At 60.7% G+C, this 24,853-nt stretch carries 21 protein-coding genes, 1 tRNA gene and 1 pseudogene; 13 read left to right on the plus strand and 10 right to left on the minus strand.

From position 1 onward, the window contains the following. Nucleotides 1-3 precede the first annotated feature (3 nt). Together BLS87_RS20645 and BLS87_RS20650 are read right to left on the minus strand one after the other, a co-directional pair. Complete coding sequence (locus BLS87_RS20645; RefSeq protein WP_074755080.1) at nt 4-1,212, minus strand: MFS transporter; 1,209 nt, start codon at nt 1,210-1,212, stop codon at nt 4-6. A 108-nt stretch (nt 1,213-1,320) separates the two neighbouring features. Then, nucleotides 1,321-3,903 (minus strand): bifunctional diguanylate cyclase/phosphodiesterase, encoded by a 2,583-nt coding sequence (locus BLS87_RS20650; protein ID WP_074755082.1) that lies wholly within the window; start codon nt 3,901-3,903, stop codon nt 1,321-1,323. A gap of 256 nt (nt 3,904-4,159) precedes the next feature. Between BLS87_RS20650 and BLS87_RS20655 the strand changes: the two genes are divergently transcribed. Further along, on the plus strand, nt 4,160-5,602 hold the full coding sequence (locus BLS87_RS20655) for a SulP family inorganic anion transporter (RefSeq protein WP_074755084.1): 1,443 nt from the start codon (nt 4,160-4,162) through the stop codon (nt 5,600-5,602). A 214-nt stretch (nt 5,603-5,816) separates the two neighbouring features. Here the strand turns inward: BLS87_RS20655 and BLS87_RS20660 are convergent, their stop codons facing one another. From BLS87_RS20660 to BLS87_RS20675, 4 genes are all read right to left on the minus strand, one after another. Then, nucleotides 5,817-7,301: an ArnT family glycosyltransferase gene (locus BLS87_RS20660; RefSeq protein ID WP_074755407.1), complete on the minus strand. Its 1,485-nt coding sequence runs from the start codon at nt 7,299-7,301 to the stop codon at nt 5,817-5,819. Between the two features lie 61 nt (nt 7,302-7,362). Then, complete coding sequence (locus tag BLS87_RS20665; protein WP_074755086.1) at nt 7,363-7,656, minus strand: lipid-A-disaccharide synthase N-terminal domain-containing protein; 294 nt, start codon at nt 7,654-7,656, stop codon at nt 7,363-7,365. Nucleotide 7,657: 1 nt separating this feature from the next. After that, nucleotides 7,658-8,401 carry a glycosyltransferase family 2 protein gene (locus BLS87_RS20670; protein ID WP_074755088.1) on the minus strand — a complete coding sequence of 248 codons (744 nt, stop codon included), beginning with the start codon at nt 8,399-8,401 and terminating at the stop codon, nt 7,658-7,660. Nucleotides 8,402-8,434: 33 nt separating this feature from the next. Beyond that, nucleotides 8,435-9,433: an NAD-dependent epimerase/dehydratase family protein gene (locus tag BLS87_RS20675; protein WP_074755090.1), complete on the minus strand. Its 999-nt coding sequence runs from the start codon at nt 9,431-9,433 to the stop codon at nt 8,435-8,437. A gap of 549 nt (nt 9,434-9,982) precedes the next feature. On the opposite strand from BLS87_RS20675, the pseudogene BLS87_RS35290 reads away from it, so the two are divergent. Both BLS87_RS35290 and BLS87_RS35295 read left to right on the plus strand, forming a co-directional pair. Then, nucleotides 9,983-10,921 (plus strand): annotated as a pseudogene (locus BLS87_RS35290) (cache domain-containing sensor histidine kinase); the annotation flags it as partial. Nucleotides 10,922-11,050: 129 nt separating this feature from the next. Continuing rightward, entirely contained in the window at nt 11,051-11,779 is a 729-nt protein-coding gene (locus BLS87_RS35295) for a methyl-accepting chemotaxis protein (RefSeq protein ID WP_425262239.1), read from the plus strand. Between the two features lie 54 nt (nt 11,780-11,833). Here the strand turns inward: BLS87_RS35295 and BLS87_RS20685 are convergent, their stop codons facing one another. Next, nucleotides 11,834-12,394 (minus strand): cysteine hydrolase family protein, encoded by a 561-nt coding sequence (locus BLS87_RS20685; protein ID WP_074755094.1) that lies wholly within the window; start codon nt 12,392-12,394, stop codon nt 11,834-11,836. A 13-nt stretch (nt 12,395-12,407) separates the two neighbouring features. After that, on the minus strand, nt 12,408-13,331 hold the full coding sequence (locus tag BLS87_RS20690; protein ID WP_074755096.1) for a LysR family transcriptional regulator: 924 nt from the start codon (nt 13,329-13,331) through the stop codon (nt 12,408-12,410). Between the two features lie 119 nt (nt 13,332-13,450). Between BLS87_RS20690 and BLS87_RS20695 the strand changes: the two genes are divergently transcribed. The 10 genes from BLS87_RS20695 (at nt 13,451) to BLS87_RS20740 (ending at nt 21,707) form a co-directional block, all read left to right on the plus strand. Next, nucleotides 13,451-14,200 (plus strand): 3-oxoacyl-ACP reductase family protein, encoded by a 750-nt coding sequence (locus tag BLS87_RS20695; RefSeq protein ID WP_074755098.1) that lies wholly within the window; start codon nt 13,451-13,453, stop codon nt 14,198-14,200. Between the two features lie 165 nt (nt 14,201-14,365). Further along, nucleotides 14,366-14,455 (plus strand) — tRNA-Ser (locus BLS87_RS20700). 460 nt (nt 14,456-14,915) lie between these two features. Further along, nucleotides 14,916-15,410 carry a helix-turn-helix domain-containing protein gene (locus BLS87_RS20705; protein ID WP_074755100.1) on the plus strand — a complete coding sequence of 165 codons (495 nt, stop codon included), beginning with the start codon at nt 14,916-14,918 and terminating at the stop codon, nt 15,408-15,410. Nucleotides 15,411-15,483: 73 nt separating this feature from the next. Further along, nucleotides 15,484-15,915 (plus strand): DUF4124 domain-containing protein, encoded by a 432-nt coding sequence (locus BLS87_RS20710; RefSeq protein ID WP_074755102.1) that lies wholly within the window; start codon nt 15,484-15,486, stop codon nt 15,913-15,915. A gap of 115 nt (nt 15,916-16,030) precedes the next feature. Beyond that, nucleotides 16,031-16,429, plus strand: a complete 399-nt coding sequence (locus BLS87_RS20715) for a YybH family protein (RefSeq protein ID WP_074755104.1) — start codon at nt 16,031-16,033, stop codon at nt 16,427-16,429. 199 nt (nt 16,430-16,628) lie between these two features. Beyond that, complete coding sequence (locus BLS87_RS20720; RefSeq protein WP_074755106.1) at nt 16,629-18,131, plus strand: purine-cytosine permease family protein; 1,503 nt, start codon at nt 16,629-16,631, stop codon at nt 18,129-18,131. A gap of 174 nt (nt 18,132-18,305) precedes the next feature. Further along, the gene (locus BLS87_RS20725; protein ID WP_074755108.1) at nt 18,306-18,599 is read left to right on the plus strand and encodes a DUF6388 family protein; all 294 of its coding nucleotides are present in this window, start codon (nt 18,306-18,308) and stop codon (nt 18,597-18,599) included. Nucleotides 18,600-18,744: 145 nt separating this feature from the next. Beyond that, on the plus strand, nt 18,745-19,434 hold the full coding sequence (locus BLS87_RS20730; RefSeq protein ID WP_074755110.1) for a crotonase/enoyl-CoA hydratase family protein: 690 nt from the start codon (nt 18,745-18,747) through the stop codon (nt 19,432-19,434). A gap of 452 nt (nt 19,435-19,886) precedes the next feature. Continuing rightward, on the plus strand, nt 19,887-20,663 hold the full coding sequence (locus BLS87_RS20735) for a lysophospholipid acyltransferase family protein (protein WP_074755112.1): 777 nt from the start codon (nt 19,887-19,889) through the stop codon (nt 20,661-20,663). Nucleotides 20,664-20,735: 72 nt separating this feature from the next. After that, a complete protein-coding gene (locus tag BLS87_RS20740) occupies nt 20,736-21,707 on the plus strand; it encodes a magnesium and cobalt transport protein CorA (RefSeq protein WP_074755114.1) in 972 nt (323 codons plus the stop codon). A 114-nt stretch (nt 21,708-21,821) separates the two neighbouring features. Here the strand turns inward: BLS87_RS20740 and BLS87_RS20745 are convergent, their stop codons facing one another. Next, nucleotides 21,822-22,544, minus strand: a complete 723-nt coding sequence (locus BLS87_RS20745) for an amidotransferase (protein WP_074755116.1) — start codon at nt 22,542-22,544, stop codon at nt 21,822-21,824. Nucleotides 22,545-22,694: 150 nt separating this feature from the next. After that, a complete protein-coding gene (locus BLS87_RS20750; protein WP_074755118.1) occupies nt 22,695-24,836 on the minus strand; it encodes a 3-hydroxyacyl-CoA dehydrogenase NAD-binding domain-containing protein in 2,142 nt (713 codons plus the stop codon). Nucleotides 24,837-24,853 lie beyond the last annotated feature (17 nt).

Here is a 24,853-nt window from a genome sequence, read left to right on the forward strand (position 1 = left end):
ACATCACCGCGTGCTGGAGGATTGATCGTGACGTCTGGAGTACGAAGCGCCCAGCAGATAGAAACAGCCGCCGGCCACGATAAAGGCCGCCAGCATATAGAACATGAAGTGCGCTGACTGCGTCGCCAGAGCAAAACCGCACAGCACCGGACCCAGTGCACCGCCAAGGTTGGACAGGTTCTGCGCGCCGTAATACATGCCGCGCAGGTGCGTGGGAGCGATGCGGTCGATGAACATGTATTCGGCCGGGAACACGATGATTTCGCCGAGGGTGAAGATCGCCACCGCCAGCGACCAGTGCAGCACCGTGGTCGACAAGGCAAAGCCGACCACGCCCATCAGAAACAGGCTGAAACCTGCCGTCAGCCACTGATTCAGGTACTGATGACTGATGTGTTTGCCGACGAAATACTGCAAGCAGATCACCACCGCTGCGTTGACCGCCACCACCGAACTGATGACCTGATACGTGAACTCCGGGGTGCTGGTGGTCACCAGGTATTGCGAGATGTACGCCGTGAACTGGCCGAACACCACGGCGCTCAGCACACCGCCCACGGTGAAGCAGACCAGCCGATAGTCCTTGAGCAGAATTCGCCCGACCGCCAGGAACGACACCGGCGCGTTGGCAGGGTCCGCCGAGCTGAGCTTGCGGTCGCCGAAGATCGAATAGACCACGAAGAAGCCCAGACCCAGCAGCGCAGACATCATGAACGGCAGCTTCATGTTCCAGTGGGCCAAACCCGCACCGATGAACGGCCCCACCGCATAACCGATGTTGATCAGCGTGTAGCGCACCGAAAACACCTTGCTTTGCTCGGCCACCGGCAGCAGCTTGCCAAACGCCGCCTTGACCACGATGTCGATCACTGAATAGGCGAAGTTGAAGGACACCAGAAACAGGAAGAACAGCCACAGCTTGTTGGTCACGCACATGCCGACGAAGCCGGTGACGAAGAACCCGGTGAAGCACAGGATCAGCTTGTAGCTGGACAGTTTGTCGGTGAGGTAACCGCCGTACAGGCTCAACAACGAGCCGACGATCAGCGCGCTGCCGACCACCATGCCGATATCACTGATGCTCAGGACAAAGCTGGATGAAAGGTAAATCACCAGATACGGCAAGGTAATGGCCCTGCCCAGCGTCAGAAAGAGCGACGAGGACAGCAGCAGATTGACTGACGCAGGGTAATGTCTGAGGGCGGCGAGCATCCGTGTTCTGTCCTTAAAGGGGGGCGGATTGGGCGGGCAAGGAGTGTTATAGCCCGGCATCCTTACACAATCTTGCCTGACTGGACACCGAGAAGATTGACCCCGCCGTCAGCAGTCGCTGTCGACCGGGCTGCCCTGCCCCAGCAGCGACGTGAAGTCGCTCATATTCAACGGTTTGCTCAGGTAGTAGCCCTGCCCCTCATCACACGCCACCGCCTTGAGCAGAGCAAGATGCTCGGCTGTTTCGATTCCTTCGGCGGTGACCGTCAGCGAAAGCGCTCGCCCTAACCCGATGATGGCTTTGACAATCGACTGGTCATCTTCGCTTTCACCCAGCCGGGTGAGAAAACTGCGGTCGATCTTCAGCCCGTCAAACGGGAACGTGCGCAGGTAGCTCAACGACGAATACCCCGTGCCGAAATCATCCATGGCAATCCGCACGCCGAGACGCTTGAGTGACCGCATGACCTCCAGCGCGCCCGCAGCATCTTCCAGCATCACGCCTTCGGTGATCTCAAGCTCGACGCGCGAAGGCTCCAGGCCGCTCGCCTCCAGAATCTTCTGGACCCGAAGCGAGACCTGACCGCGCTTGAACTCTGCAGGCGACAGGTTGATCGAGACAAACAGATGGGCCGGCCATGTAGCGGCCTGGCTGCAAGCAGTCGCAATCACCCAATCACTGAGGGGGATGATCAGCCCCGTCTCCTCCGCAATCGGGATAAAGGTATCCGGCGCGATCAGGCCGCGGACAGGATGCTGCCAGCGAACCAGTGCTTCGGCGCCCACCATGTGCCCATCGGCAATGCGGTACCGCGGCTGAAAATGCAGCCTCAGCTCGCCATGCTTGATGGCAAAGCGCAAATCGCTTTCCAGACGACGCCGCTCGATGATCCGGGCATTCATGTCGCCGGCATAAAAGCGCCAGGTGCTCCTGCCGCTGGCTTTGGCCTCATACAAGGCGATGTCGGCATAACGAAGCAGTTCGGCGGCTTCTCGAGCATCCGTGGGCGCCATCGCAATACCGATGCTGGCACTGACGAACACCTCCTGTTCGTTGAGCAAAACGGGATGTTCGATGGACCCGATCAATCGCTGGCACAACGCCTCGACCTCTTCGGGGCCTTCGACATCCGTCAGAATCAGCACAAACTCGTCGCCCCCGACGCGCGCCACCAGATCGCCGTGACGCACACAATCGGAAAGCCGACGGGACACCTCGTTCAGCACAGTGTCACCTGCGGCGTGCCCCAGCAGGTCGTTGACCGGTTTGAACCGATCCAGGTCCAGGCTGAGCATGACCAGCGGATGCTGCGCCGTAGGCGTCGCCTTGAGCTTTCCGTCCAGAAACTCCTGGAGCCTGACCCGGTTGGGCAGCCCGGTCAGGGCATCGTGCTGCGAGAGAAATTCGATACGCCGCCGCGCTTCGACTTCTTCGGTGACGTCCGTTGCCGTTCCGCGGAAGCCTGCACCCTTCATCTGCCGGGCGGACAAACGGGTGATCCGAGCTTGACCCCGGGCGTCCGCATAACGGCACTGGATACTGATCTCAGGCTTGCGATCCGGGATCGCCAGCCACTGCGAGACGGTCCCCATTTCAGTGCCCAGCAAATCATCCATTGAAGCGCCGGCCCAACCGTCGCGCGACAGGCCGGTAACGGCTTCGAATCGCTCCGACAGATAGGTGAACCGCCCTTGGTCGTCGATTTCCCAAACCCAGTCGGAACTGGCTTCAACGACATCCCGAAACCTGGCTTCACTGGTCGCCAGCGCGATCTGGCTGCGTTGCAAGGAGGCGTAACTGTCGTCGAGCGATTTGGCGCTGGCGGTGGTGCGACGCAAAATCGCCCACGCCATCAGACAGACCAGCAGTCCGGCCACGCAGACCCAGGGCAGCCCCAGCATCAACAAACGCTCCCCAGGCTTGGGCGGGATCCAGTGCAAGGCCCCTGCCTCGCCGTCCTGCCCAAGCGCCAGCACCGACGCGTGCCCCAACTCGTCCGGTGTGGCCACATGGAGCGCGCCCACGCCATAGTCCTTGCCTAGCGCGGCGAGCTTGGCGTCGGTAAGAAGCGTGACGAATATCAGCACGGACGGGGCGCGGTCATCCGGCACGACGGTCGGGTCGGTGCCTGGCGTTATCGCTGCGGCGGCGACCAACGCGGGAACGCCGTTGACTTGAATGTAGGCTGTGGTCGGGGTCTCTTTCTCGGCCCCCTCACGAGCCCGCGCGAGGATCTGGCTCATCGACGGCCCCAGCCACTGCGCGGCATCGACGGTCGTCAGGTTGCCCTCGGTCACGGCATAAACCGTGGCATCGGCGTCATTGACGACAAAGAGGCCTTCGAACCCGAAATCACTGTAGAGCGTCGGGCCGATGTTCTGGCGCACAAAGGCCCAGTCGGTGTCGACATGCAGGTGGAGGTTCTTATAGCTGTCGCCCCAGAAGGCGTAATCCTTGATGGTCGCGCTTAGCGACTTCTCCAGTGAACGCACTGCCTTGAGGGTGTAGAACTCACTTTCAACTTCTTCGACGCGGTCCAGATCCCGGGCCAGATAGGCCAACATGCAGCCTCCCAGCACAAACACGCCGGTCAACAACACAACGAATTTGAAGAGCGACGCACGGGCCAGCGCCACACTGGAGCGATGGTTTCTCGGATTCAAAGGGTCCGAAGGGGGAAGCGTTGGCATAGGCGTTGGCAAGGGCTCATCACGTTCAGTCATGAAACCTGTATCGACAGATGCCCCAAAATGATGAGTCGCCACTGATCAGCTGCAATCGCCAAAGACGGGCACCTGGCGGCCGGCCCAGCAATCACGGGGCAGCAGTCAACACATGACGCCGGGCGCTCGCACCCCGGCTGGCTTACGCACGCAGCATTCCGTAACATTCCCCCTTTTTCACCGACGCGGCCGTCCCGGAGCCGCTCCGTCACTCAGGTACTTCATGAAACCCGCTCGCCTACGCGCCGATGTCCTCGCCGGACTCACCACGTCTTTCGCCCTGGTGCCGGAGTGCATCGCCTTCGCCCTGGTCGCCCACCTCAACCCGCTGATGGGCCTGTATGGCGCGTTCATCATTTGCACGCTGACCGCGCTGTTCGGTGGTCGGCCCGGCATGGTGTCGGGCGCCGCAGGGTCGATGGCGGTGGTGATCGTTGCGCTGGTGGTGCAACACGGCGTGCAGTATTTACTGGCGACGGTGTTGCTCGGCGGTCTGGTGATGATTGCGTTCGGCCTGCTGCGTCTGGGCAAACTGGTGCGCATGGTGCCGTACCCGGTGATGCTCGGCTTCGTCAACGGCCTGGCGATCGTGATCGCCATGGCCCAGCTCGAACACTTCAAGCGCGGCGACACCTGGCTCAGCGGCGCGCCGCTGTACCTGATGCTCGGTCTGGTGGCGTTGACCATGGCCGTCGTTTACCTGCTGCCGCGCCTGACCCGCTCGGTCCCGCCTGCATTGGTCGCCATTCTGGGCGTCGGGCTGCTGGTGTACCTGTTCAACCTGCCGACCCGCACGCTCGGCGACATGGCGCACATCGCGGGCGGCCTGCCCGGCGTCGCCATGCCGGATATCCCGTGGAACCTGGAGACCCTTTACATCATTGCGCCCTATGCCGTGTTGATGGCACTGGTCGGTCTGCTGGAAACCCTGCTGACGCTCAACCTCACCGATGAGATCACCGAAAGCCGTGGCTACCCGGATCGGGAATGCGTGGCCTTGGGGGTTGCCAACATGGCGTCGGGTTTCTGTGGCGGCATGGGCGGTTGCGCCATGATCGGCCAGACCGTGATCAACCTCAGCTCGGGCGGTCGCGGACGTCTGTCCGGCATCGTGGCCGGGGTGATGATTCTGATGTTCGTGCTGTTTCTGTCACCGCTGATCGAGCGCATTCCACTGGCCGCGCTGGTCGGCGTGATGTTCGTGGTCGCTCAACAGACCTTCGCCTGGGCGTCGCTGCGCGTGCTGCGCAAAGTGCCGTTGAACGATGTGATGGCGATCATCGCCGTGACCATCGTCACCGTGCTCACGGATCTGGCGACCGCGGTGCTGTTCGGCATTCTTATCGCAGCCCTCAACTTCGCCTGGCAACAAGCCCGCGAGCTGTACGCCGACAGCCATGTCGAAGCCGACGGCAGCAAGCTGTATCACTTGCACGGCACGCTGTTCTTCGCCTCGACCACTCCGTTCCTCGACCAGTTCGATCACCTCAACGATCCAGGCCAGGTGACGCTGGACTGCCGGCACCTGCGCTTCGTCGACTACTCGGCCATCGCCGCCCTGAAGACGTTGCGCGAGCGCTATCAGAAAGCCGGTAAACACCTGCGGGTCGTGCACCTGTCCGAGCGCTGCAAAAAGCTGCTCAAGCGCGCCGGCGTGCAGCACTGACAGGCGGTTTTGCCGTGGGCGTGCCTCCACACAGCAAGCGCTGTCAGCTCAACCTCTTTCTGATGGTTCCCACGCTCCGTGTGGTAACCCATCCCATGACGCTCTGCGTCATCCGGGATGTGGCGTACTGTCAGGCTTTGCGACCCTCAAGAAACGGACAGGCACCACAGGTTTGAGAACCCTAGAATCTCCCACAGGTTCTGTGTTTCACCCGTCAACGCGAGGCGACGCCACCCACCCGCTGCTGCGTCCACTCAAACGCATACACCTTCGACGGCGGCGGGGACTGGCAACGGCCGTTGTCTGCATCCGCCCCGACCAGGTACCACTCGGCCCGTGAGGTGTCGCCCACGCTTCGGGCCTTCGCCGGGTCGTAGCAGCGCGCCATGTCGTTCGCGGGGACGAGGGCATAGGCCTGTGGATGGCTGCGCAACCAGACGACCGAGTGCTCCAGCGGGCTTTTGTCCATGAAGCCAAAGTGCACGACCGGCTGCTGCGCGAACAACCAGTGCCCTTCACGCCAGCCCACCAGCACGACCTGCGCGTTACCGGTCAACTGCGCCACGTCCCGCATCATGGTTTCATGAGGATTGATGCCCTCCTGACGAGGCTCGACGAAACCGCGCACGAACCAGGCGCACAACCACACCGCCGTCAGCGTCACGAACACCGTTCGGCCCCAAGGCCTGCGGCTGAACCAGCGACGCAGCATCCAGGGAACCAACGGTGCGACCGCCAGCACCAACGCAGGCACCGCAGGAAAGACGTAAATCTTGCGCTTGCCCGTGCTCAGGCTGAAGAACACCAGCACCAGCACCACCCAGCCGAGCAATACCAGGACCCGACCGTCGTGCTTGAGCAACTGCTTGCGCCAGGCGGGCACCAGCCAGGGCAGCATGAAGATGATCGGTAGCCAGTACTTGGGGATGACCTGCACAAAGAAATACCAGAACGGCTCGCGATGGTCCCAGGCATTGGCATAACGGCCTGCCGTCTGCTTCAGCAGAATTTCCTGGGCGTACGCCAGGCTGTCGGCGCTGCCTTGGGACACGATCACGATCAACGGCAGCAGCCATATCGCAATTGCCGCCAACGCCACCAGCAACCCCAACCACCAGGCGTTGGCCTTGCCCGGCATCGGCACCACCCCGTGCCAGCCTTTGCGCACCGCATAGGCGTAAGGAATCAGCATCAAGGCCGGCAAAAAACCCACGCCCTTGCTGATGACACCCAGCCCCATGGCGGCACAGCCGATGTAGAACCACCCCCACGCCGGCCCCAGCAGCAAGTGCCGGCACAGGCCGTAGATCCCCAGCATCGTCCAGAGCGCGAGAAAGCCGTCGATCTGTCCGGTCTGCAAGATGCTGTACGTCTGATAGGTCGTGAGAAACAGCAACGCCGAGATCACCCCGACACGCCGCCCCCACAAGCGCCGCCCCAGGTCATACAGACAGCCCGTGGATACCGCCCCCGCCAGCAACGCCGGCAGGTAAAGCGCCACTTTGGGCAGGTGGGTCAACTGCACGCACAGCGCCACCGCCCACATGAACAGCGGCGGCTTGTCGGCGTAAATTTCGCCCGCGCGATGCGGGATGAACCAGGAGCCGTTCTGCAGCATTTCCAGGGCGACGCCCAGAAAGCGCTCTTCGTCGACATTGAGCGGTTGGCGCCAGCCAAGACCGGCTCCCAGCAACACCATCGCCAACGCCACACTCGCCCAAAACTCCAGCCGCGAAGACGCCAATCGTATGCGCACGGCCTCAGTGTCCCTTGTCCGGTTCGGGGGACGCCTTCTCACCGTGTTTGGCAATCAGCTGCAGATTGCGCAGGTAGACGATGAACCCGAACGACTGCCCGACGATAAACACCGGGTCTGCGCGGTAAATCGCGTACGCCAGCAGCAACGCGCTGCCGATGATGCTCAGGTACCAGAACCCGACCGGGATCATGCTGCGTTTCTTGTATTCGCTGTACAGCCATTGCAGAACAAAACGCCCGGTGAACGCCAGCTGGCCAATGAAACCGACGGCCAGCCACAACGATTCTCTGCCCATCTCAGACCTCGGTTTCTTGTGCGGTGACGTCCAGACGGGTGCGCCTTATCAGCCACCACACGCCGAACAGATCGAGGATGCCGACAAGTGCCCGGTCCAGGTTGCCGTAATTCGACACCCCTGATCCGCGCTCGCGGTGGTTGACCGGGTGCACCAGCATCCGCCCGTTGTGACGACGGATCAGTGCGGGAATGAAGCGGTGCATGTGATCGAAGTACGGCAAGCGCAGAAACGCTTCGCGCTCGATCAGCTTGATGCCGCAGCCGGTGTCGGGCGTCTGGTCTTTGAGCAGATTGCTGCGCAGTTTGTTGGCGAATCGCGACGCCCAGCGTTTGCTCGCGGTGTCCTGACGGTTGACCCGATGGCCCGCCACCAGCTTCACGCCCCCGGGTTTTCCTTCCGAGCCACGAACCAGATCCAGCATCTTCGGCAGATCGGCAGGATCGTTCTGACCATCGCCGTCGAGCGTCGCCAGCCAGCGACCGCGTGCCGCCTGCGCAGCGTGATGAATCGAGGTGCTCTGGCCCAGGGAGCGGGCATGGCTCAGCACCCGCAACTCAGGGTATCCAGCGGCCTGCAAGCTGCGTAATTCGGCAGCGGTGGCGTCGGTGCTGCCGTCGTCCACCACAATGACTTCAAACGCCTCGTTGGCCAGCGCGGCGCGGACTTCTTCCAGCAACGGAATGAGGTTGCCGGCTTCATTTTTTGCCGGAATGAGCACCGACACGTAAGGGGTTTCGGACATGAAGTTCCTGTCACAAGGCTGGGAAATAAAGGATTAAACGCGGTAGTAACTGCAGTACCAGTCGACAAAGGACGGCACACCGGTCGACACCGTGACGTGAGGCCGGAAACCCGTTCGCGCCTCCAGCTCACGGGTGTCGGCCCAGGTGTTCAGAACGTCGCCTGGCTGCTGTGGCATGAAATGCTTGATGGCGCGGATGCCGAGGGTGTCTTCGAGGCATTCGACGAAATCCAGCAGCTTCACGGGGGAGCCGAATCCGATGTTGTAGACCTTGTTCGGCGCCCCGCTTTCGGACGTCGGCGGCAGCGGTATCAGGCGCACGAGGCCCTCGACGATGTCGTCGATATAAGTGAAGTCGCGGGACATGGCGCCATCGTTGTAGAGGTCGATGGTGCGTCTTTTGAGGATGGCATCCGTGAATTTGAACAGCGCCATGTCGGGTCTGCCCCACGGGCCGTACACGGTAAAGAACCGCAGGCCGGTCGTGGGAATGCCATACAGGTGAGCGTACGAATGCGCCATCAGCTCGTTGGCGCGTTTGGTGGCGGCATAGAACGACATCGGCCGCTCGACCGAGTCGGTCGTGGCGTACGGCAGATGGTCGTTCAACCCGTACACCGAACTGCTTGAGGCATAGATCAAATGCGTCGGCACATGGGCCCGGCAGGCTTCCAGCACGTTGAGGAACCCCACCAGGTTGCTTTGCGCGTAGGTGTCCGGGCTGTCGATGGAATAGCGCACGCCCGCCTGAGCGGCGAGGTGAATAACGTGATCGAAGCGCTGTTCGGCGAACAGCGTCAGCATTGCCTGTTTGTCACCCAGATCGAGCAGCTTGAACGCGAAGTTGGGCAGTGCCATGAGCAGTGACAGCCGGGCCTGCTTGAGTTCGACGCTGTAGTAACCGTTGAGGTTATCGATGCCGACCACGTCGTGGCCGTCCCTGCACAGCCGCCGGGCGGTATGAAAACCGATAAACCCCGCCGCCCCGGTGACGAGGATTTTCTTGCGGTTACCCGGAACGCTCACATCCATAAATTGCTCTGCTCGATGGCCAAGGCGTTTCTATCGCTGCAGAGGCTTATATCAACCGCAAGTGAAGGTTTTATGGGCGGATGTTGACAGTTGTGTGAGCGACGAGGGTGTCCGGTCCCGCGTCAGCCAAATGGCAGCTTCGAGGGCAGTGTTTCCGGCCTTTTGCCATATTGGTGCGCACCCCACGAATAACCGATACAAAACTACTCATATTTTGTACACAAACCTGACTCGCAGCACCTTTGAAACAATCCGCCAAATGGTCGCTGCCCTTCACGCAAAGGCTCTGGAGAGCGTCAGCGACTGACAACCTGACCATTCGATCAGTTTCGTGGCCCGGTTATTGCTCCAGGCGAACTACCGGCACTGTTCCATCGTGGTTGTGCGCTTGTATTTGCGGAGTTTTCTATGCCTGTCTGGCGAAAGAGTATTCAGTGGCAACTGACACTGAGCATGGGTGCTGCGCTGGTGATCAGCAGCCTGATCGTCATTGCGATTTATGCCTTCGCACTGAACAAACTGACCGACCGTTATTTGCTCCAGCAAGCGATGCCGGCCAGTGTCGAAGCGATCCGTAACGACCTCGAACGTCTGCTGGCAGCCCCTCTGACCGCCGCCAGCGACATTGCCGATAACACGCTGGTGTCCGACTGGCTGAGCTCGGGTGAAGACGCGGCGCAACAACCGTCTTTCATTCGTTACCTGGCGAAAATCAAGGACCAGCACAACGCGCTGACCACCTTCATCGTCGCCAAGGACAGCGGTCACTACATCACCAACAAGGGTGCGGACCGCACGCTGCAACGCGGCCCTGCCGAAAACAGCTGGTTCTACGGATTTCTCGACAGCAACAAGCAACGCTCGCCGGACATCGACATTGATGCCACGACCAAGGTGCCGACGCTGTTCATTAACCAGCGCATCGAGCACAACGGCACAGTGGTGGGTGTGGCGGGCCTGGGCTTCAGCATGAGCGCGCTGTCGCAGATGGTGCGCGACTTCCATTTCGGTAAGGAAGGCCAGGTGTACCTGGTCAGCCCGGACGGCAAGGTCAAAGTGCACCCGAACGCGGAGTTCAATGACCGTGAAACATTGACGCAACTGGTGGGTGATTCCGCCGCGCGGGCGCTGTTGAGCCAGACCGGCGACGGCCAGGCGCTGGCGTTCGAACGCAAGGGTCAAGCCTATGTGGCGGTCGCCAAGCCCGTTGCCTCGCTGGGCTGGACGCTGGTGAGCGAGGTCCCGCTGGCGGAAGTCTATGGCCCGGCCAAGGACGCCTTGACCACCATTTCGGCGATCAGCCTCGCCGTCGTGCTGTGTTTCCTGGGCTTCGTTGCCTGGATCGCCCGAGGGATCGTGCGGCCCATTCAACAGGTGACCAATGCGCTGGTCGACATCGGTGGCGGCCAGGGCGATCTCACCCGACGTCTGGACGACAGCCGTGCGAACGAGTTGGGCGACCTGGCCCGGGGCTTCAACCGCTTCATCGAAAGCTTGCGCCTGCTGATCGGTGACGTGCTGAAAACCAGCGAACAATTGCGCCACAGCGTGGTGGACGTGGCGCGTGTGGTCGACAGCACCTCAAGCCGCGCGCTCAAGCAACAACAGATGACAGACATGGTGGCCACCGCGGTTCACGAGATGGGCCTGACCGTGCAGGAAATCGCTCGCAACGCTGGCGCCGCGGCTGACGTATCGCGCAATACCCATCAGGAAGCGGTGTCGGCGAAAAAGGTGGTCGGCGAGTCCATCGGTCACATCCAAAGCATGTCTGACGGCGTTGGCACTGCAGCCGGTGCCGTGGAAAACCTGGCGACGCAGATCTCCACCATCGATCAGGTGCTCAGCGTGATTCGCAGCATTTCCGAGCAGACCAACCTGCTGGCGCTTAACGCGGCCATTGAAGCCGCGCGCGCGGGCGAGATGGGTCGCGGTTTCGCCGTGGTCGCCGACGAAGTGCGCACCCTCGCCGGACGCACTCAGAGCGCCACGTCGGAAATCCAGCAGATGATGGGGGAATTGAAAAGCGGCGCCGACCAAGCCGTCACCTCCATGCGCGCCGGTCAAGCGGCGACAGGCACGGGTGTGGAAGCCAGTCGCCGCACGGGCAACTCACTGGATGCGATTGCCGGACATGTCGAAGAGCTGACCGACCGCAACCATCAGGTCGCCGCCGCCACCGAGGAACAAAGCACCGTGACCGAAGAGATCAACCGCAACGTGCAAGGCATCGCCGATCTGGCGCAATCCACGGCCAGCGATGTAAAAGCCTGCCGGGAAGACTGCCAGCGGTTGTCGGAAAAAGCCGAGCATCTGGCGGCGCAGATGGCGCGGTTCAGGTTGTGAGCAACCACCGCGCATCGTGATCTGAACGCCTGACCTGTGGGAGCGTGTGCGGCGCTAGCCCAGGCCCTGCAAAATCGTCTCAGTCGCCACCACCTGCGCGTATTCGCCGTGCAGGTTGGCCAGCGACATCCCGTGGATCTCTTCGGCGGTGCGCGGATGACCGAAAAAATCCGCACCGTCGAAGGTGTAGCAGGCGTCATGGGGCACGATCACCTCAAACCCCAGATTGCCCCCGCTACGCGCCGTAGACTCCACCGAGTTGTGGGTTACGACACCGACGATCACCACCTGATTGATGCCGTCCGCGCGCAACCAGCCTTCCAGTGCCGAATGACAAAATGCATCCGGCACCTGTTTGTGCAGCTCCCCTTCCCCGTCCCACGGCAGAAATTCAGGCTGGAATTCGACCCCCGACTGCTTAGGCCAGAACACGGAATCCGGCTCGCGGGAAAAATGCCGGACGTGAATCACCGTCCGATCGGTTCGGCGCCACGCGTCCAGCAGCGCCAGCATCTGCCGCTCTGCATCAGGGTTGTTCCGCCGCCCCAGCTTCGGGTGGTTGATGCCTTGCTGCATGTCGATGATGACCAGCGCGGCCTTGGGGTGGATGTTCATGAATTCGCTCTCTTCAAATGGCACTGAAATGTCTGGCCAGCTGCTGTTCGGCAAACTGCTCAATGATGAAATCGACAAACGCCCGCGTCTTCCCAGGCAGCAGCTTGTGTTCACTGTAATAAATCGAAATGGCGCCGTCCTCGACATACCAATCCGGCAACACGCGCTGCAAGGCGCCGCTGCGTAAATAAGGCAGCGCAAACGGCATGCTCACCAGCGCGACACCCAAGCCTTGCATCGCCGCCCGGCACGCCGCTTCGGAATCGCTCAGGGTCATGCGCGCCTTCAAGCGCAACGGGCTTTGCTCCTGGCTGCGGTGAGTGAGCGGCCAGGCGCGGATTCTGCCCGTTTGTGGCGAACGAATCAGGATGCCGTCGCACCCACTCAAATCGTCAGGGTGTTCGAGCCCCGGATGCGCCGACAGCCACTGTGCAGACGCCACCAGCACACGATGGGCTGGCGTCAGCTTGCGGGCGACGACACCTTGCGGCAGATCGAAACCGCCGCCAATCGCGGCATCAAAACCCTGCCCGATCAAGTCCACCTGACGGTTATCGAAATGCCAGTCAGGCGTGATCGCCGGGTAGCGACGCAGAAACTCGCCCAGCAACGGCACCACGTATAAACAGCCGAACATCGTGCCCACGCTGACCTTCAACGTGCCTGCCGGACTGCCTTCGGCGCTCGCCAGATTGGCGACTGCGTTCTGGATGGTATTGAAGCTCGCGCGGACCTCTTCCAGAAATCGTTGTCCGGCTTCCGTCAGGGTCAGTCGACGCGTACTACGCTGGAACAGCCGCACGCCGAGCCGACTTTCCAGCTTCGCGACGCTTTTGCCCACGGCGGCCGGGGTCAGGCTCAGACGCCGGGCCGCTTCAGCGAAGCTCCCGACCTCCGCGCTGCGCACGAAACATTCAATGCTGGTGAAGTTTTCCATTTCACTCATTCACAACTTTTGGTTTACACAGACTATAGCGATTACCGGCTACCGAGAACCTAATGCGCAACAGATACTGAACCCATCCACTCACTGATCAACGGTTACAGGAGATCGACATGACTCACCCCACCAACCTCACAGGCAAAGTCGTACTGGTTCAAGGCGGCTCTCGCGGTATCGGCGCCGCCATCGTCAAACGCCTGGCCGAACAAGGCGCCGCCGGGGCCTTTACCTTCGTCAGCTCCGAAGACAAGGCCCGCGCCCTGCAGGACCACATCACCTCCGCTGGCGGCAAAGCCCTGGCGATCAAGGCCGACAGCGCGAACGAACAAGACATTCGCGGCGCCGTCGCCAAAACCGTGGACGCCTTCAAGCGCCTCGACATCCTGGTCAACAACGCAGGCGTACTGGCGGTCGCGCCGCTGGACGAGTTCACGCTGGAAGATTTCGACCGGACCCTGGCCATCAACGTGCGCAGTGTCTTCATCGCCAGCCAGGAAGCGGCCCGCCACATGGGTGACGGCGGTCGCATCATCAACATCGGCAGCACCAACGCTGACCGCATGCCCTTCGCCGGTGGCGGCGTTTATGCCATGAGCAAATCGGCACTGGTCGGCCTGACCAAAGGCCTGGCTCGGGACCTCGGCCCACGCGGCATCACCGTCAACAACGTACAACCCGGCCCGGTCGACACCGACATGAACCCGGCAAACAGTGACTTCGCCGAATCGCTGATGGGCCTGATGGCCGTCCCTCGCTACGGCAAGGCCGAAGAAATCGCTGCAATGGTTGCCTACCTCGCAGGCCCTGAAGCGGGCTACGTCACCGGCGCCAGCCTGACCATCGACGGCGGCTTCGGCGCCTGATCCAGACGCCCGGACCCACCACGCCCCGCCCCGCGCTTTATAAAGAAGCCGGGGCTTCATGCTTTTCTGCTTAACCGCATGAAAATTCTGAAAAAAAGTTTTGCCTTCGCGAGAGCTTTCGACTACATTAGCGCGCCTCGACAGACTGAACGTCTGAAGAGATACGGTGAAGTGTCCGAGTGGCTTAAGGAGCACGCCTGGAAAGTGTGTATACAGGAAACTGTATCGAGAGTTCGAATCTCTCCTTCACCGCCACATTCGATGTAAACGAAACCCCTGAGATTCCTCGAGAATCCAGGGGTTTTTCGTTTCTGGTGACCCATTACGTGTCCGCCAGAGAAAGACTCGAAGCCGAGCCCTTGCCCACCGCGCCCAATAATTCAAACGAGGGTCACGTCCACCAGCGTGAACGCCGTTTTGCCCCAATCCCCTCTGCGCGCTGCCGCGCTTCTCCCATCCGTGCGGATGAACAGCCCATCCGATACGGTGTATTTTTGGGCTTATCCCTCCGTCCGCACAGATATTCAGCCGCAGGACATCGGAAAGAACGTCGTAGTGTCAATTGACCAGCTAATGTCTATCCGTTGCTTTCTACTTTAGAGGTAACCAGTTAGTACGAGGCTAGTTCTACAAAGATTACCCAGCCCGTATTCCGGCCCCCATTGCGCGCCCTATTAGAAGAAAACCAGGGCGTGGATCTCGCAGGAGTAGGTTGATGAACGGTATTGGCAAACGCCTGAAACAGGAAAGGAAACGCTTGAAGCTGACGCAAAGTGCCCTCGGAGCCATCGGGGGCGTAGAGGCCAACGCTCAAGGTCATTACGAAAGTGGACAGCGTCTGCCCAGAGCCGACTACCTCTTCCGTATCGCCGCGGCAGGCGTCGACATAAGCCGCGTAGTGACAGGTATCGATTCGCACAATCGAATGGAGGTGCCGCTGTTGCCCAGCGTGCCAGCAGGGCATAACGGGTACACCGACGACGAACAAGACAGCACCGAGAGCGTGGTGAAAATCATTGGGCAGCTACGTCAGAGCCTGTGGGTCACCGCCAATGCGTTGTGCGAAGTCACCCGGCTGGTTGATTCCAGAGAGGTGCAGAAAAACGGCGATCATGTCGAGGACCATTTACGGGTTCTGCAGGGCGATGCTGACATGTTCGTTGCATTGGCGTTGGCCAGGGTGCAAAAAGCGACTCACGAAACGCATTGAGGCCAACGGCGCGCCGCTGACAGCACCCTCCCGCAAATGGTAGCCTTGCGCCATAACAGGGAGGGTTCTTTCGATGAGACGGTTTGCAGGCACACTCGCCATTCTTGTGCTGGGCGCGTGCGACGCTGCCACTGCGGACGTGTTCAAGTGCATGACCCACGATGGCAGGGTCAGCTTTGCCTCCACGCCGTGTCCGAGTTATGTGGGCGATACGTTGCCGTTGCGCCCTGCACCGTCGCGGCTTTCCAGTGACTGGGAGGAGGCTGACTTTCCGCATCGGGTGAACAAGAACGCCACTGAAATCCTGCAAGTGAGCCGCCGCAGGAAGATCATCATCACCAATGAAAAAGAAATCTCCGACCGCATGCAGGCCATTCGGCCCCCTCCTCCCGGGGTTCCGTCGACCTGTGTCGCGCCCCACTACGACAGCGCGTGTTTCGACCCCTCCGGCGGCAAGATTCGGCAACCGGTAAAGGGCAATCTGTTTCAGTCCGGCGCCAAATAAGACGGCCCTTAGTTCTGGTTTTTCTGAACTGAATATTTATCGGGAACGATGTGACCGAATGTGAGAGCTGCTTAAAGTCATGCCCCATCGCCAGAATCACAACAACGAGACGGCCATGACCTCCACCGCATACCGCAAAGAACACGTCCAGCAAGCCGCCGATGCGCTGATTGCTGCATTCGCCAGCAATGACATCGAAGCCTACTTCGCCGCCTTCAGCGAAGACGCCACCTTCCTGTTCTATACGCTCCCCACTCCGTTGCTCTCCCGCGCCGCTTACCGAGAAGTGTGGAATGGCTGGCAAGCCGACGGATTTGCAGTCATCGACTGCCGGTCGAGCAACGTCACGATCAGCCTGCAGGGCGACGCGGCGGTGTTCTTCCATGACGTCACCACCCATGTGCGGTTCGGCACCGAAGAGCGCCATTTCAACGAGCGCGAAACCATAGTGTTCCGCCATGACGGCAGCCAATGGCTGGCCTGTCACGAGCATTTGTCGACGCAACCGGATTAATCGACGCGTCGCTCGGGTAAGCGTGCCGTTAGAGCGCGCTGCCTGGAAGAATCAATCACAACAAGCACAACGTTCCACCCGCACTTACGGTCGGTTTGTCGACCACTGCCAATGCCACGGCCGGATACCCATCGGCCAACAATAAGGGCCAGCCCTCGTGCCAGCCTTATAACAACACGACAGCGCGCAGGAATACGTCATGTCTCAATCCCCTACCCGTATCGAAACCTTTGGTGTCGAACAGATTCCAGACGATCAACGCGATGCGTCGCCCATCGACCTGTTCCGCCTGACGTTCGGCGGTGCCAACACGTTCGCCACCGCCGTCCTTGGCAGTTTTCCGGTGCTGTTCGGTCTGTCGTTCCAGGCGGGCGTCTGGTCGATCATTCTGGGCATCGTGCTGGGCTCCATCATCCTTGCGCCGATGGGGCTGTTCGGCGCACTCAACGGCACCAATAACGCGGTGTCTTCGGGCGCGCATTTCGGGGTGCATGGCCGGATCGTTGGCTCGTTCCTGTCGTTGCTGACCGCCGTGGCGTTTTTCTCGTTGTCCGTCTGGAGTTCGGGCGATGCGTTGATTGGCGGTGCCAAGCGCATGGCCGGGCTGCCGGAAAACGACCTGACGCTGGCCGTCGCCTACGGCGTGTTCGCGGTGCTGGTACTGGTGGTGTGCATTTATGGCTTCCGCTTCATGTTGTGGGTCAACAAGATTGCGGTATTCGCCTCCAGCCTGTTGTTCCTGCTCGGCATCTTCGCCTTCAGCGGCAGCTTCGACGCAGGCTTTGCAGGCACGGTCAACCAAGGCAGCGAAGGCTTCTGGGCGGCGTTCATCGGCGCGGCCCTGCTGGCGATGAGCAACCCGGTTTCGTTCGGCGCGTTCCTCGGTGACTGGTCGCGCTACATCCCGCGCAACACGTCGAAGAAACGCATCATGACCTCCGTGTTCCTGGCGCAGATCTGCACCCTGATCCCGTTCCTGTTCGGCCTTTGCACCGCCACCATTGTCGCGACACAAGCGCCGCAGTACATCACTGACAACAACTATGTCGGCGGCCTGCTGGCCGTGTCGCCGAGCTGGTTCTTCCTGCCGGTCTGCCTGATCGCGATCATCGGCGGCATGTCCACCGGCACCACCTCGCTGTATGGCACGGGGCTGGATATGTCGAGCATGTTCCCGCGCCTGCTCAATCGCGCTCAGGCGACGATTCTGATCGGCATCGCCGCCATTGCCTTCATCTTCGTCGGCCGTTTCGCCTTCAACCTGGTGCAGAGCGTGTCGACCTTCGCCGTGTTGATCGTCACCTGCACCTCGCCCTGGATCGTGATCATGGTGCTGGGCCTGATCATCCGTCGCGGTTTTTACCATCCGGCCGATTTGCAGGTGTTCACCCGCGGCCAGAGCGGCGGTCACTATTGGTTCGAAAATGGCTGGAACTGGCGCGGTCTGGGCGCCTGGATCCCGAGCGCTGCCGTAGGCCTGTGCTTCGTGAACCTGCCGGGACAATTCGTGGGCCCGTTGGGCAACCTTGCGGGCGGCATCGACATCAGCCTGCCGATCACGCTGGGGCTGGCCGCGTTGCTTTACATCACGCTGCTGCGTACGTTCCCGGAGCCCGTTGGTGTCTACGGCGACCACCAGCCGCATCCGCTGCTGGGTGACAATGCCCATCGGAACGCGAAAAAGCCGATGGTCATCGGCTGAGTCACCTTGCGCTTTTAATAAGGGCTCACCACAGGTGAGCCCTTTTCATTTGCAGCACCGACAAACGGCCCGCGTGCGGCTGGCATGCGCTGCGGACATCCCGCACAATCGGGCCTCACGTCAACATCCCTACAACAGAAAATGTCAGCTCGACCCACAGGAGATCTACCTCACATGAATAAAGAAGAATGGATCGAAGCTGCCCTGCCGAATTACATCTTGACCAACCCGGCTCTGCTGGCAGAGATATCAGGCCTTAGCGAGAAAGATCAACTGGATCAGATTCTATGGGCCTTCGAGGACGAGGCCGAAGCCTTGAACATTGAACCCTGGGAGTTGGCTCTGGACTTCAGCGACAAATCAGAAGACGAAGTGAAGGCGCTGCGGCTGGCTGTCCATCAGGAAGCCGCCAAGACGCTGGAAATGGATTGGGAAGAGTACTGCGCGCTGAACGCGGTCGAGGTATAACCCCGTTCCTCCCTCCTTCGGGCCGCGCCCTTCACTGCCCTTCACGCGGCCCGATTTCCTGACTCATCGGTCACCCTTTACGCTTTACCTCGCCCGTTCGGGTGGGTAACGTCTGCGCCACTTCAAAACAATAAGGACTCGTCCCATGAGTGATTTGGTCGCGTATCAGCTGGACGACGGCGTCGCCACGCTGACCCTGAGCAATGGCAAGGTCAACGCCATCAGCAACGAGGTGATCGCTGCGTTCAACGCCGCGCTGGACCAGGCAGAAAAGGACCGCGCCGTCGTGATCATCACCAGTGGCCCGGGCATCCTGTCCGGTGGCTACGACCTGAAAATCATGACCTCAAGCCCCGAAGCCGCGATGGATCTGGTGGCCGCCGGTTCGACCCTGGCGCGTCGCATGCTGTCACACCCCTTCCCTATCGTGGTGGCGTGCACCGGGCATGCTGTGGCGAAAGGCGCCTTCTTATTGCTGTCGGCCGATTACCGCATCGGCGTCGAAGGCCCGTTCAGCATCGGCCTGAACGAAGTGCAGATCGGCATGACCATGCACAACGCCGGGATCGAACTGGCCCGTAATCGCCTGAACACGAGTGCCTTCGGCCGGTCGGTGATCAACGGCGAGATGTTCGACCCCAAAAGTGCCCTGCAAGCGGGTTTCCTCGACAAGGTTGTCGCCCCCGAAGAACTCACCGACGCCGCCCGCACCGTGGCCTTGCAGTTGAAGAAAATCAACATGAAGGCCCACAAGCAAACCAAGCTGAAAGTGCGCAAGGACTTCCTCGAAACGCTGGACAAGGCGATTGAGCTGGACCGGCAGCATCAGTTCTAAGCATCAGTTCTAAAGACTCCTTGCTGCACGGCGCCTTCGCGAGCACTGCGGTGTGTCAGTCGACATCTTCACGGCTGACCGACCGATTCGTCAGCAAGCTGACTCCCGGGTTTTGTGCTCAGTCGGTCATCAGTGCTCTGGGCAGCAACATCCCTGTTTCTGCCCGAAGGGCGTAGCTCGACGCTCGACGCAGAGCGTCGATCCCTGCATTACCACGCGGAGCGTGGGAACGATCAGGTAATGATCAGGTAATGATCAGGTATTTGGGGCGCACGTGCTTCTCCCCGGAGGGCGTGGGAGTCCGGCTTGCTGCGGACCGTGATCGGGCGGTCTGCCGCTTCCCCTCTGAAACATTCGGTTAAATTCGTCGAACACCATCTGTCTGTGTGCCATTTGCCGAATTAAGTGCACATCCGTACACTGCGCCACCTTTTGTTTCTCGAGTGGTTTGCATGCTGTTTGTCTTGCGTATGTTGCTGATGGGGCTGCACTTCATCGTGGCCGGAATACTGGGTTTGTTGCTGGGCATTTGCCGTCCGTTCAACCCCGACAACAGCCGTCTGTGCGCCCGCCTGTATGCGTTACCGGCGATGTGGATTCTGCGTCTGCGCCTCAACGCTGACATGGGTGCGCAGTTTGACCAGACTCGCCCCTGCGTGATTGTCTGCAATCACCAATCCAACTACGACCTGTTCATTCTCGGCAACATCGTCCCGCCGCGCACCGTCTGCATCGGAAAAAAAAGCCTGAAGTGGGTGCCCTTTTTCGGTCAGTTGTTCTGGCTGGCGGGCAATGTGCTGATCGATCGTGGCAACCCTCTGCGGGCACGCCTGTCCATCCGCCAGACCACTGAAACCCTGCAGCACAAGGACACCTCGATCTGGGTCTTTCCGGAAGGTACGCGCAATAAAGGCCAAGGGCTGCTGCCGTTCAAACGCGGCGCCTTTCAAATGGCCATCGACGCGGGCGTGCCCATTGTCCCGGTGTGCGTCAGCACCTACGTGAGCGACATGCAATTGAACGCCTGGAACAGCGGCCGCGTGATGATTCGCGCCCTCCCGGCCATCGCCACGACCGGCATGACCAGCGACGACATTGCGCAATTGATCGAGCGGTGCCACGGCCAGATGCAAACCTGCATCGAGCAGATGGACGCGCAGCTTCGCGCCCCTGCCAACGTCGCCCAAACCGTTGCTGAACAGCTTGCACAAAACCCGCGAACTCGCTGAATCTCGCCGACTCTGAGGAAGAGAGCGCGCTAAGCTGCGCGTAGTCCCTTTTAAAAGAAGAAGTAGATCACCATGGGCCGAGTTGTCGCTGCCGCCGTTTACAGTGCCGGGAAAAAAGTCACCAACATCACCCTCGACGAAGGGGCTGCCTGGGCCGCAAAGCCCGGGCATTTCGTCTGGATCGGCCTTGAGCAGCCCAATGCTCAGGAACTTGCCACCCTGCAAAAACAGTTCTGCCTGCACGAGCTCGCCATTGAGGATGCGCTGGAGGTTCACAGCCGCCCCAAGCTGGAGACCTTCGGCGATGCGCTGTTCATCGTTACCTATGCGCCGATCCGAGAGAACGGCAAGCTGATCTTCATCGAAACCCACATCTTCGCCGGCAAGGGCTACATCATTACGTCGCGCAACGGGGACTCGAAGTCCTACGGCCTGGTGCGTCAACGCTGCGAGGCGCGGCCCTTGCTGTTGGAGCACGGGGAAGATTTCGTGCTGTATGCCCTGCTCGACTTCGTGACCGAGAACTACCAGCCGGTGACCGAAGCCATTCATTGCGAACTCGAAGAACTCGAGCACGGCGTGCTGAGCACCGAGCTCAATGAGTCCGATATCCATCGTATTCACGCCCTGCGCCGAGACTTGCTGCGCCTGAGGCGTTACGTGGCGCCCATGGTCGAGATTGGCGAGGAGTTGCAGAAGCTCAGCTTCCCGTTCATCGACAAGAACATGCGCCCGTATTTCCGCGACGTGGAAATCCATGTGAAGCGTCAGATGGAAGACTTGGCCAATCTGCGGGACATCGCCAGTCAAACGATTGAAATCGGCCTGCTGCTGGAATCCTCGCGGCAAAGCCTGACCCAGCGCAAATTTGCCGCCTGGGCCGCGATTCTGGCGTTTCCGACCGCGATTGCCGGGATCTACGGGATGAACTTCCAGAACATGCCCGAGCTGAGTTGGCACTACGGCTACTTTGCCGTGCTGGGCGTGATTGTCGGCGGATGCGGTGTGTTGTTCGCGAGCTTCAAGCGCTCGGGTTGGCTGTAAAACGCAGTCGATTCCTGTGGGAGCGAGCTTGCTCGCGAATGGCGGTCAAACCGATACGGATCTGGCGATCGTACGTCCGTCTTCGCGGGCAAGCGCGCTCCTACAGGTAATGCGTTAGGCGACCTGCGGCTTGTTCGCCACAAACCGCATCATCCACTCGGCCACCGTCGCGCCGTGATGATCCTCTTCCAGGCTGGCGATGCCCTTGCTGTAGACCTGCTCGCCCAGTGCGTCCTGACGAATGTCGAGCAAGGTGCGCGAGTAATCGTGGATGAACTCCGGGTGACCCTGGAAGCACAGCACCTGGTCGTTGATGTGATACGCCGCGAACTGGCAGAACTCGCTGGAGGCAATGACCGTCGCGCCCTCCGGCAATGCGGTCACTTGATCCTGATGGCTGATCAACAACGTGAGCTTGTCCATCGCCGGGCTCATCCACGGCTTGGCAGGCGCCAGATCGTAGTGATGAATGCCCACGCCCCAGCCCTGAGTCGCGCGCTCGGTTTTACCGCCCAGCAGCAACGCCAGCAACTGATGGCCGAAGCACACACCCAACAGCTTGTCGCCGCGTTTGTAGCGTTCCAGCAGGTAGGTCTTGAGGGTCTGAATCCACGGGTCGGTGCCAAAGGAATCAGCCTTGGAGCCCGTGATCAGGTACGCGTCGAAGCGCTCGTCATCAGGGGGATAGTCACCCTGCATCACGTTGTAGACGACAAATTCAGCGGGGATAGGCTGGCGGGAAAACAGTGACTCGAACATCCGCCCATAACCTTGATATTGATCGACCAGTTCCGGGCGAAGAACGTCGGTTTCCAGAATGCAGATGCGTAACGACATAAAAATCCCTGAAGCGACAAAGGCGAAAATGCGCACGCCCAAGCCTGCCTTGAAGCCACAGGCAAGGCAAGGGCCGTGTGCGCCCTGTCGTCAGTCAAGGCTGAACCGCCGCTGTACCGTTTTGAAGTCGCTACAGCGACCGTGCCACGGTCAGAACAACTCGCCCTTGAGCGCCTTTTCCAGCAGCAAGGCCGGAGGCTGGAAACGCTCGCCGTAGTGCTCGGCCAGGTATTGCCCGCGGGCAATGAAATCCTTGAGGCCGTATTGGTTGATGAATTGCAGCGCGCCGCCGGTACAGGCCGGAAAGCCGATACCGAAGATCGAGCCGATGTTCGCGTCGGTGGTCGAGCGCAGTACGCCCTCCTCGACACAACGGACCGTTTCTATCGCCTGAATGAACAGCAGGCGATCACGAATCTCCTGCCCGGCAATCTGAGCGTCGGCGTTCTCGAACCGCACCTTGAGTTCAGGCCACAACCGTTTAGGCGCGCCGTCGGGGTAGTCGTAGAAGCCGCCACCCGCCGCCTTGCCTGCACGGTTGTACTCATTGAGGAGCAGATCGATCACCGCAGTGGCCGGGTGGTCCGTCACCGTCTCGCCTTGTGCTTCGAGGTCCTTGCGCGCTTGCTGGCGAATGTGGCTCATCAGGCTTAACGACACCTCGTCCGACACCGCCAGCGGCCCGACCGGCATCCCGGCCTTGCGTGCTTCGGTTTCGATCATGACCGCCGAAACCCCCTCCCCCAGCATCGCGATGCCTTCGTTGGTGAAGGTCGCAAACACCCTGGAGGTAAAGAACCCACGAGCATCGTTGACCACGATCGGGGTCTTGTTGATCTGTTGCACGAAGTCGAACGCGCGGGCCAGGGTCATGTCGTTGGTGCGCGCGCCCTTGATGATTTCCACCAGCCGCATCTTGTCCACCGGGCTGAAGAAATGCATGCCGATGAAACGTTCCTGCCGGCTGACCGCGGTCGCCAGCCCAGTGATGGGCAAGGTCGAGGTGTTGGATGCGATCACCGCGTAGGGCACAACCACCTGTTCAGCGGCCGCCGTCACTTGCGCCTTGAGGTCACGGTCTTCGAGCACCGCTTCAATGATCAGGTCGCAGCCTTCCAGGTCACTGTCGCGGCCCGTGGTCTTGATGCGCGCCAGCACCGCATCGCGTTGCTCAGCGCTCATGCGGCCCGTGGCAACCTGCTTGTTCAGCAGTCGCACCGAGTAGTCCTTGCCCTTCTGGGCCGTGGCCAGATTGATGTCCTTGAGCACCACGTCCACGCCAGCCAGGGCGGTGACGTAGGCAATGCCACCCCCCATCATCCCCGCCCCCAGAATCCCGACCCTGCGCATGTGATACACAGGCGGTGCCTTGGGCCTGGACTGGCCCGCGTTGAGTTCGTTGAGTTGAAACCAGGTGCCGATCATGTTCTTCGAGATCTGGCCCGTGGTGAGTTCGGTGAAATAGCGCGCCTCGATCTTCTCGGCGGTGTGAAAGTCCACCTGTGCGCCTTCCACGGCGGCGGCGAGGATCTTCTCGGGTGCCGGATAACACCCGTGGGTCTTGCTGCGCAGTATCGACGGCGCAATCGCCAGCATCTGCGCGACCTTGGGGTGCGACGGCGTGCCACCCGGAATCTGGAAGCCCGGCCGGTCCCACGGCTTGCTCGGCGACGGATTGGCCAGAATCCATTCCCGCGACTTGGTGAGCAAATCATCGACGTCACTGGCGAGCTGATCGACCAACCCGGCCTTGAACGCCTGCTGCGCGCTCAGGTTTCGCCCATCCATCAGCAACGGCAGCGCTTTTTCCAGACCCAGCATCCGCACCAGCCGCACCGTCCCTCCACCGCCGGGGAGCAACCCCAGCGTGACCTCCGGTAAACCGAGGCGTACGTGTTTTTCATCAAGGGCGACGCGGTGGTGACAGGCCAGGCAAAACTCCCAGCCACCGCCCAGCGCCGCGCCGTTTATAGCAGCGACGACCGGTTTGCCCAAGGTTTCCAACACCCGAAGTTGCGCCTTCAGGTCCATCGTCATCTGGTAAAACCAGGCCGCGCGTGAGGCGTCGACCCGAATCAGTTCGTTGAGGTCACCACCGGTAAAAAACGTCTTTTTCGCGGATCGGACGATCACCCCGACCAGGGAGTCCTTGTCCGCGTGCAAGCGAGCAAGCACCTCGTCCATGGCCTGACGATACGTCGCGTTCATGGTATTGGCCTGCTGGCCGGGCATGTCGAGCGTCAGCGTGAGGATCTGATCAGGGCCGATTTCGTACTGGATGGCATCAGTCATGCGGTCGTTCTTCCTGA

The sequence above is a fragment of the Pseudomonas abietaniphila genome (assembly GCF_900100795.1).
In the GTDB taxonomy this organism is placed as follows: domain Bacteria; phylum Pseudomonadota; class Gammaproteobacteria; order Pseudomonadales; family Pseudomonadaceae; genus Aquipseudomonas; species Aquipseudomonas abietaniphila.

Excerpts from the sequence above, each read along its gene's own strand:
- BLS87_RS20645 (WP_074755080.1), bottom strand. The coding sequence starts at position 1,212 with ATGCTCGCCGCCCTCAGACATTACCCTGCGTCAGTCAATCTGCTGCTG.
- BLS87_RS20650 (WP_074755082.1), bottom strand. The coding sequence starts at position 3,903 with ATGCCAACGCTTCCCCCTTCGGACCCTTTGAATCCGAGAAACCATCGC.
- BLS87_RS20655 (WP_074755084.1), top strand. The coding sequence starts at position 4,160 with ATGAAACCCGCTCGCCTACGCGCCGATGTCCTCGCCGGACTCACCACG.
- BLS87_RS20660 (WP_074755407.1), bottom strand. The coding sequence starts at position 7,301 with ATGGTGTTGCTGGGAGCCGGTCTTGGCTGGCGCCAACCGCTCAATGTC.
- BLS87_RS20665 (WP_074755086.1), bottom strand. The coding sequence starts at position 7,656 with ATGGGCAGAGAATCGTTGTGGCTGGCCGTCGGTTTCATTGGCCAGCTG.
- BLS87_RS20670 (WP_074755088.1), bottom strand. The coding sequence starts at position 8,401 with ATGTCCGAAACCCCTTACGTGTCGGTGCTCATTCCGGCAAAAAATGAA.
- BLS87_RS20675 (WP_074755090.1), bottom strand. The coding sequence starts at position 9,433 with ATGGATGTGAGCGTTCCGGGTAACCGCAAGAAAATCCTCGTCACCGGG.
- BLS87_RS35295 (WP_425262239.1), top strand. The coding sequence starts at position 11,051 with ATGGTGGCCACCGCGGTTCACGAGATGGGCCTGACCGTGCAGGAAATC.
- BLS87_RS20685 (WP_074755094.1), bottom strand. The coding sequence starts at position 12,394 with ATGAACATCCACCCCAAGGCCGCGCTGGTCATCATCGACATGCAGCAA.
- BLS87_RS20690 (WP_074755096.1), bottom strand. The coding sequence starts at position 13,331 with ATGGAAAACTTCACCAGCATTGAATGTTTCGTGCGCAGCGCGGAGGTC.
- BLS87_RS20695 (WP_074755098.1), top strand. The coding sequence starts at position 13,451 with ATGACTCACCCCACCAACCTCACAGGCAAAGTCGTACTGGTTCAAGGC.
- BLS87_RS20705 (WP_074755100.1), top strand. The coding sequence starts at position 14,916 with ATGAACGGTATTGGCAAACGCCTGAAACAGGAAAGGAAACGCTTGAAG.
- BLS87_RS20710 (WP_074755102.1), top strand. The coding sequence starts at position 15,484 with ATGAGACGGTTTGCAGGCACACTCGCCATTCTTGTGCTGGGCGCGTGC.
- BLS87_RS20715 (WP_074755104.1), top strand. The coding sequence starts at position 16,031 with ATGACCTCCACCGCATACCGCAAAGAACACGTCCAGCAAGCCGCCGAT.
- BLS87_RS20720 (WP_074755106.1), top strand. The coding sequence starts at position 16,629 with ATGTCTCAATCCCCTACCCGTATCGAAACCTTTGGTGTCGAACAGATT.
- BLS87_RS20725 (WP_074755108.1), top strand. The coding sequence starts at position 18,306 with ATGAATAAAGAAGAATGGATCGAAGCTGCCCTGCCGAATTACATCTTG.
- BLS87_RS20730 (WP_074755110.1), top strand. The coding sequence starts at position 18,745 with ATGAGTGATTTGGTCGCGTATCAGCTGGACGACGGCGTCGCCACGCTG.
- BLS87_RS20735 (WP_074755112.1), top strand. The coding sequence starts at position 19,887 with ATGCTGTTTGTCTTGCGTATGTTGCTGATGGGGCTGCACTTCATCGTG.
- BLS87_RS20740 (WP_074755114.1), top strand. The coding sequence starts at position 20,736 with ATGGGCCGAGTTGTCGCTGCCGCCGTTTACAGTGCCGGGAAAAAAGTC.
- BLS87_RS20745 (WP_074755116.1), bottom strand. The coding sequence starts at position 22,544 with ATGTCGTTACGCATCTGCATTCTGGAAACCGACGTTCTTCGCCCGGAA.
- BLS87_RS20750 (WP_074755118.1), bottom strand. The coding sequence starts at position 24,836 with ATGACTGATGCCATCCAGTACGAAATCGGCCCTGATCAGATCCTCACG.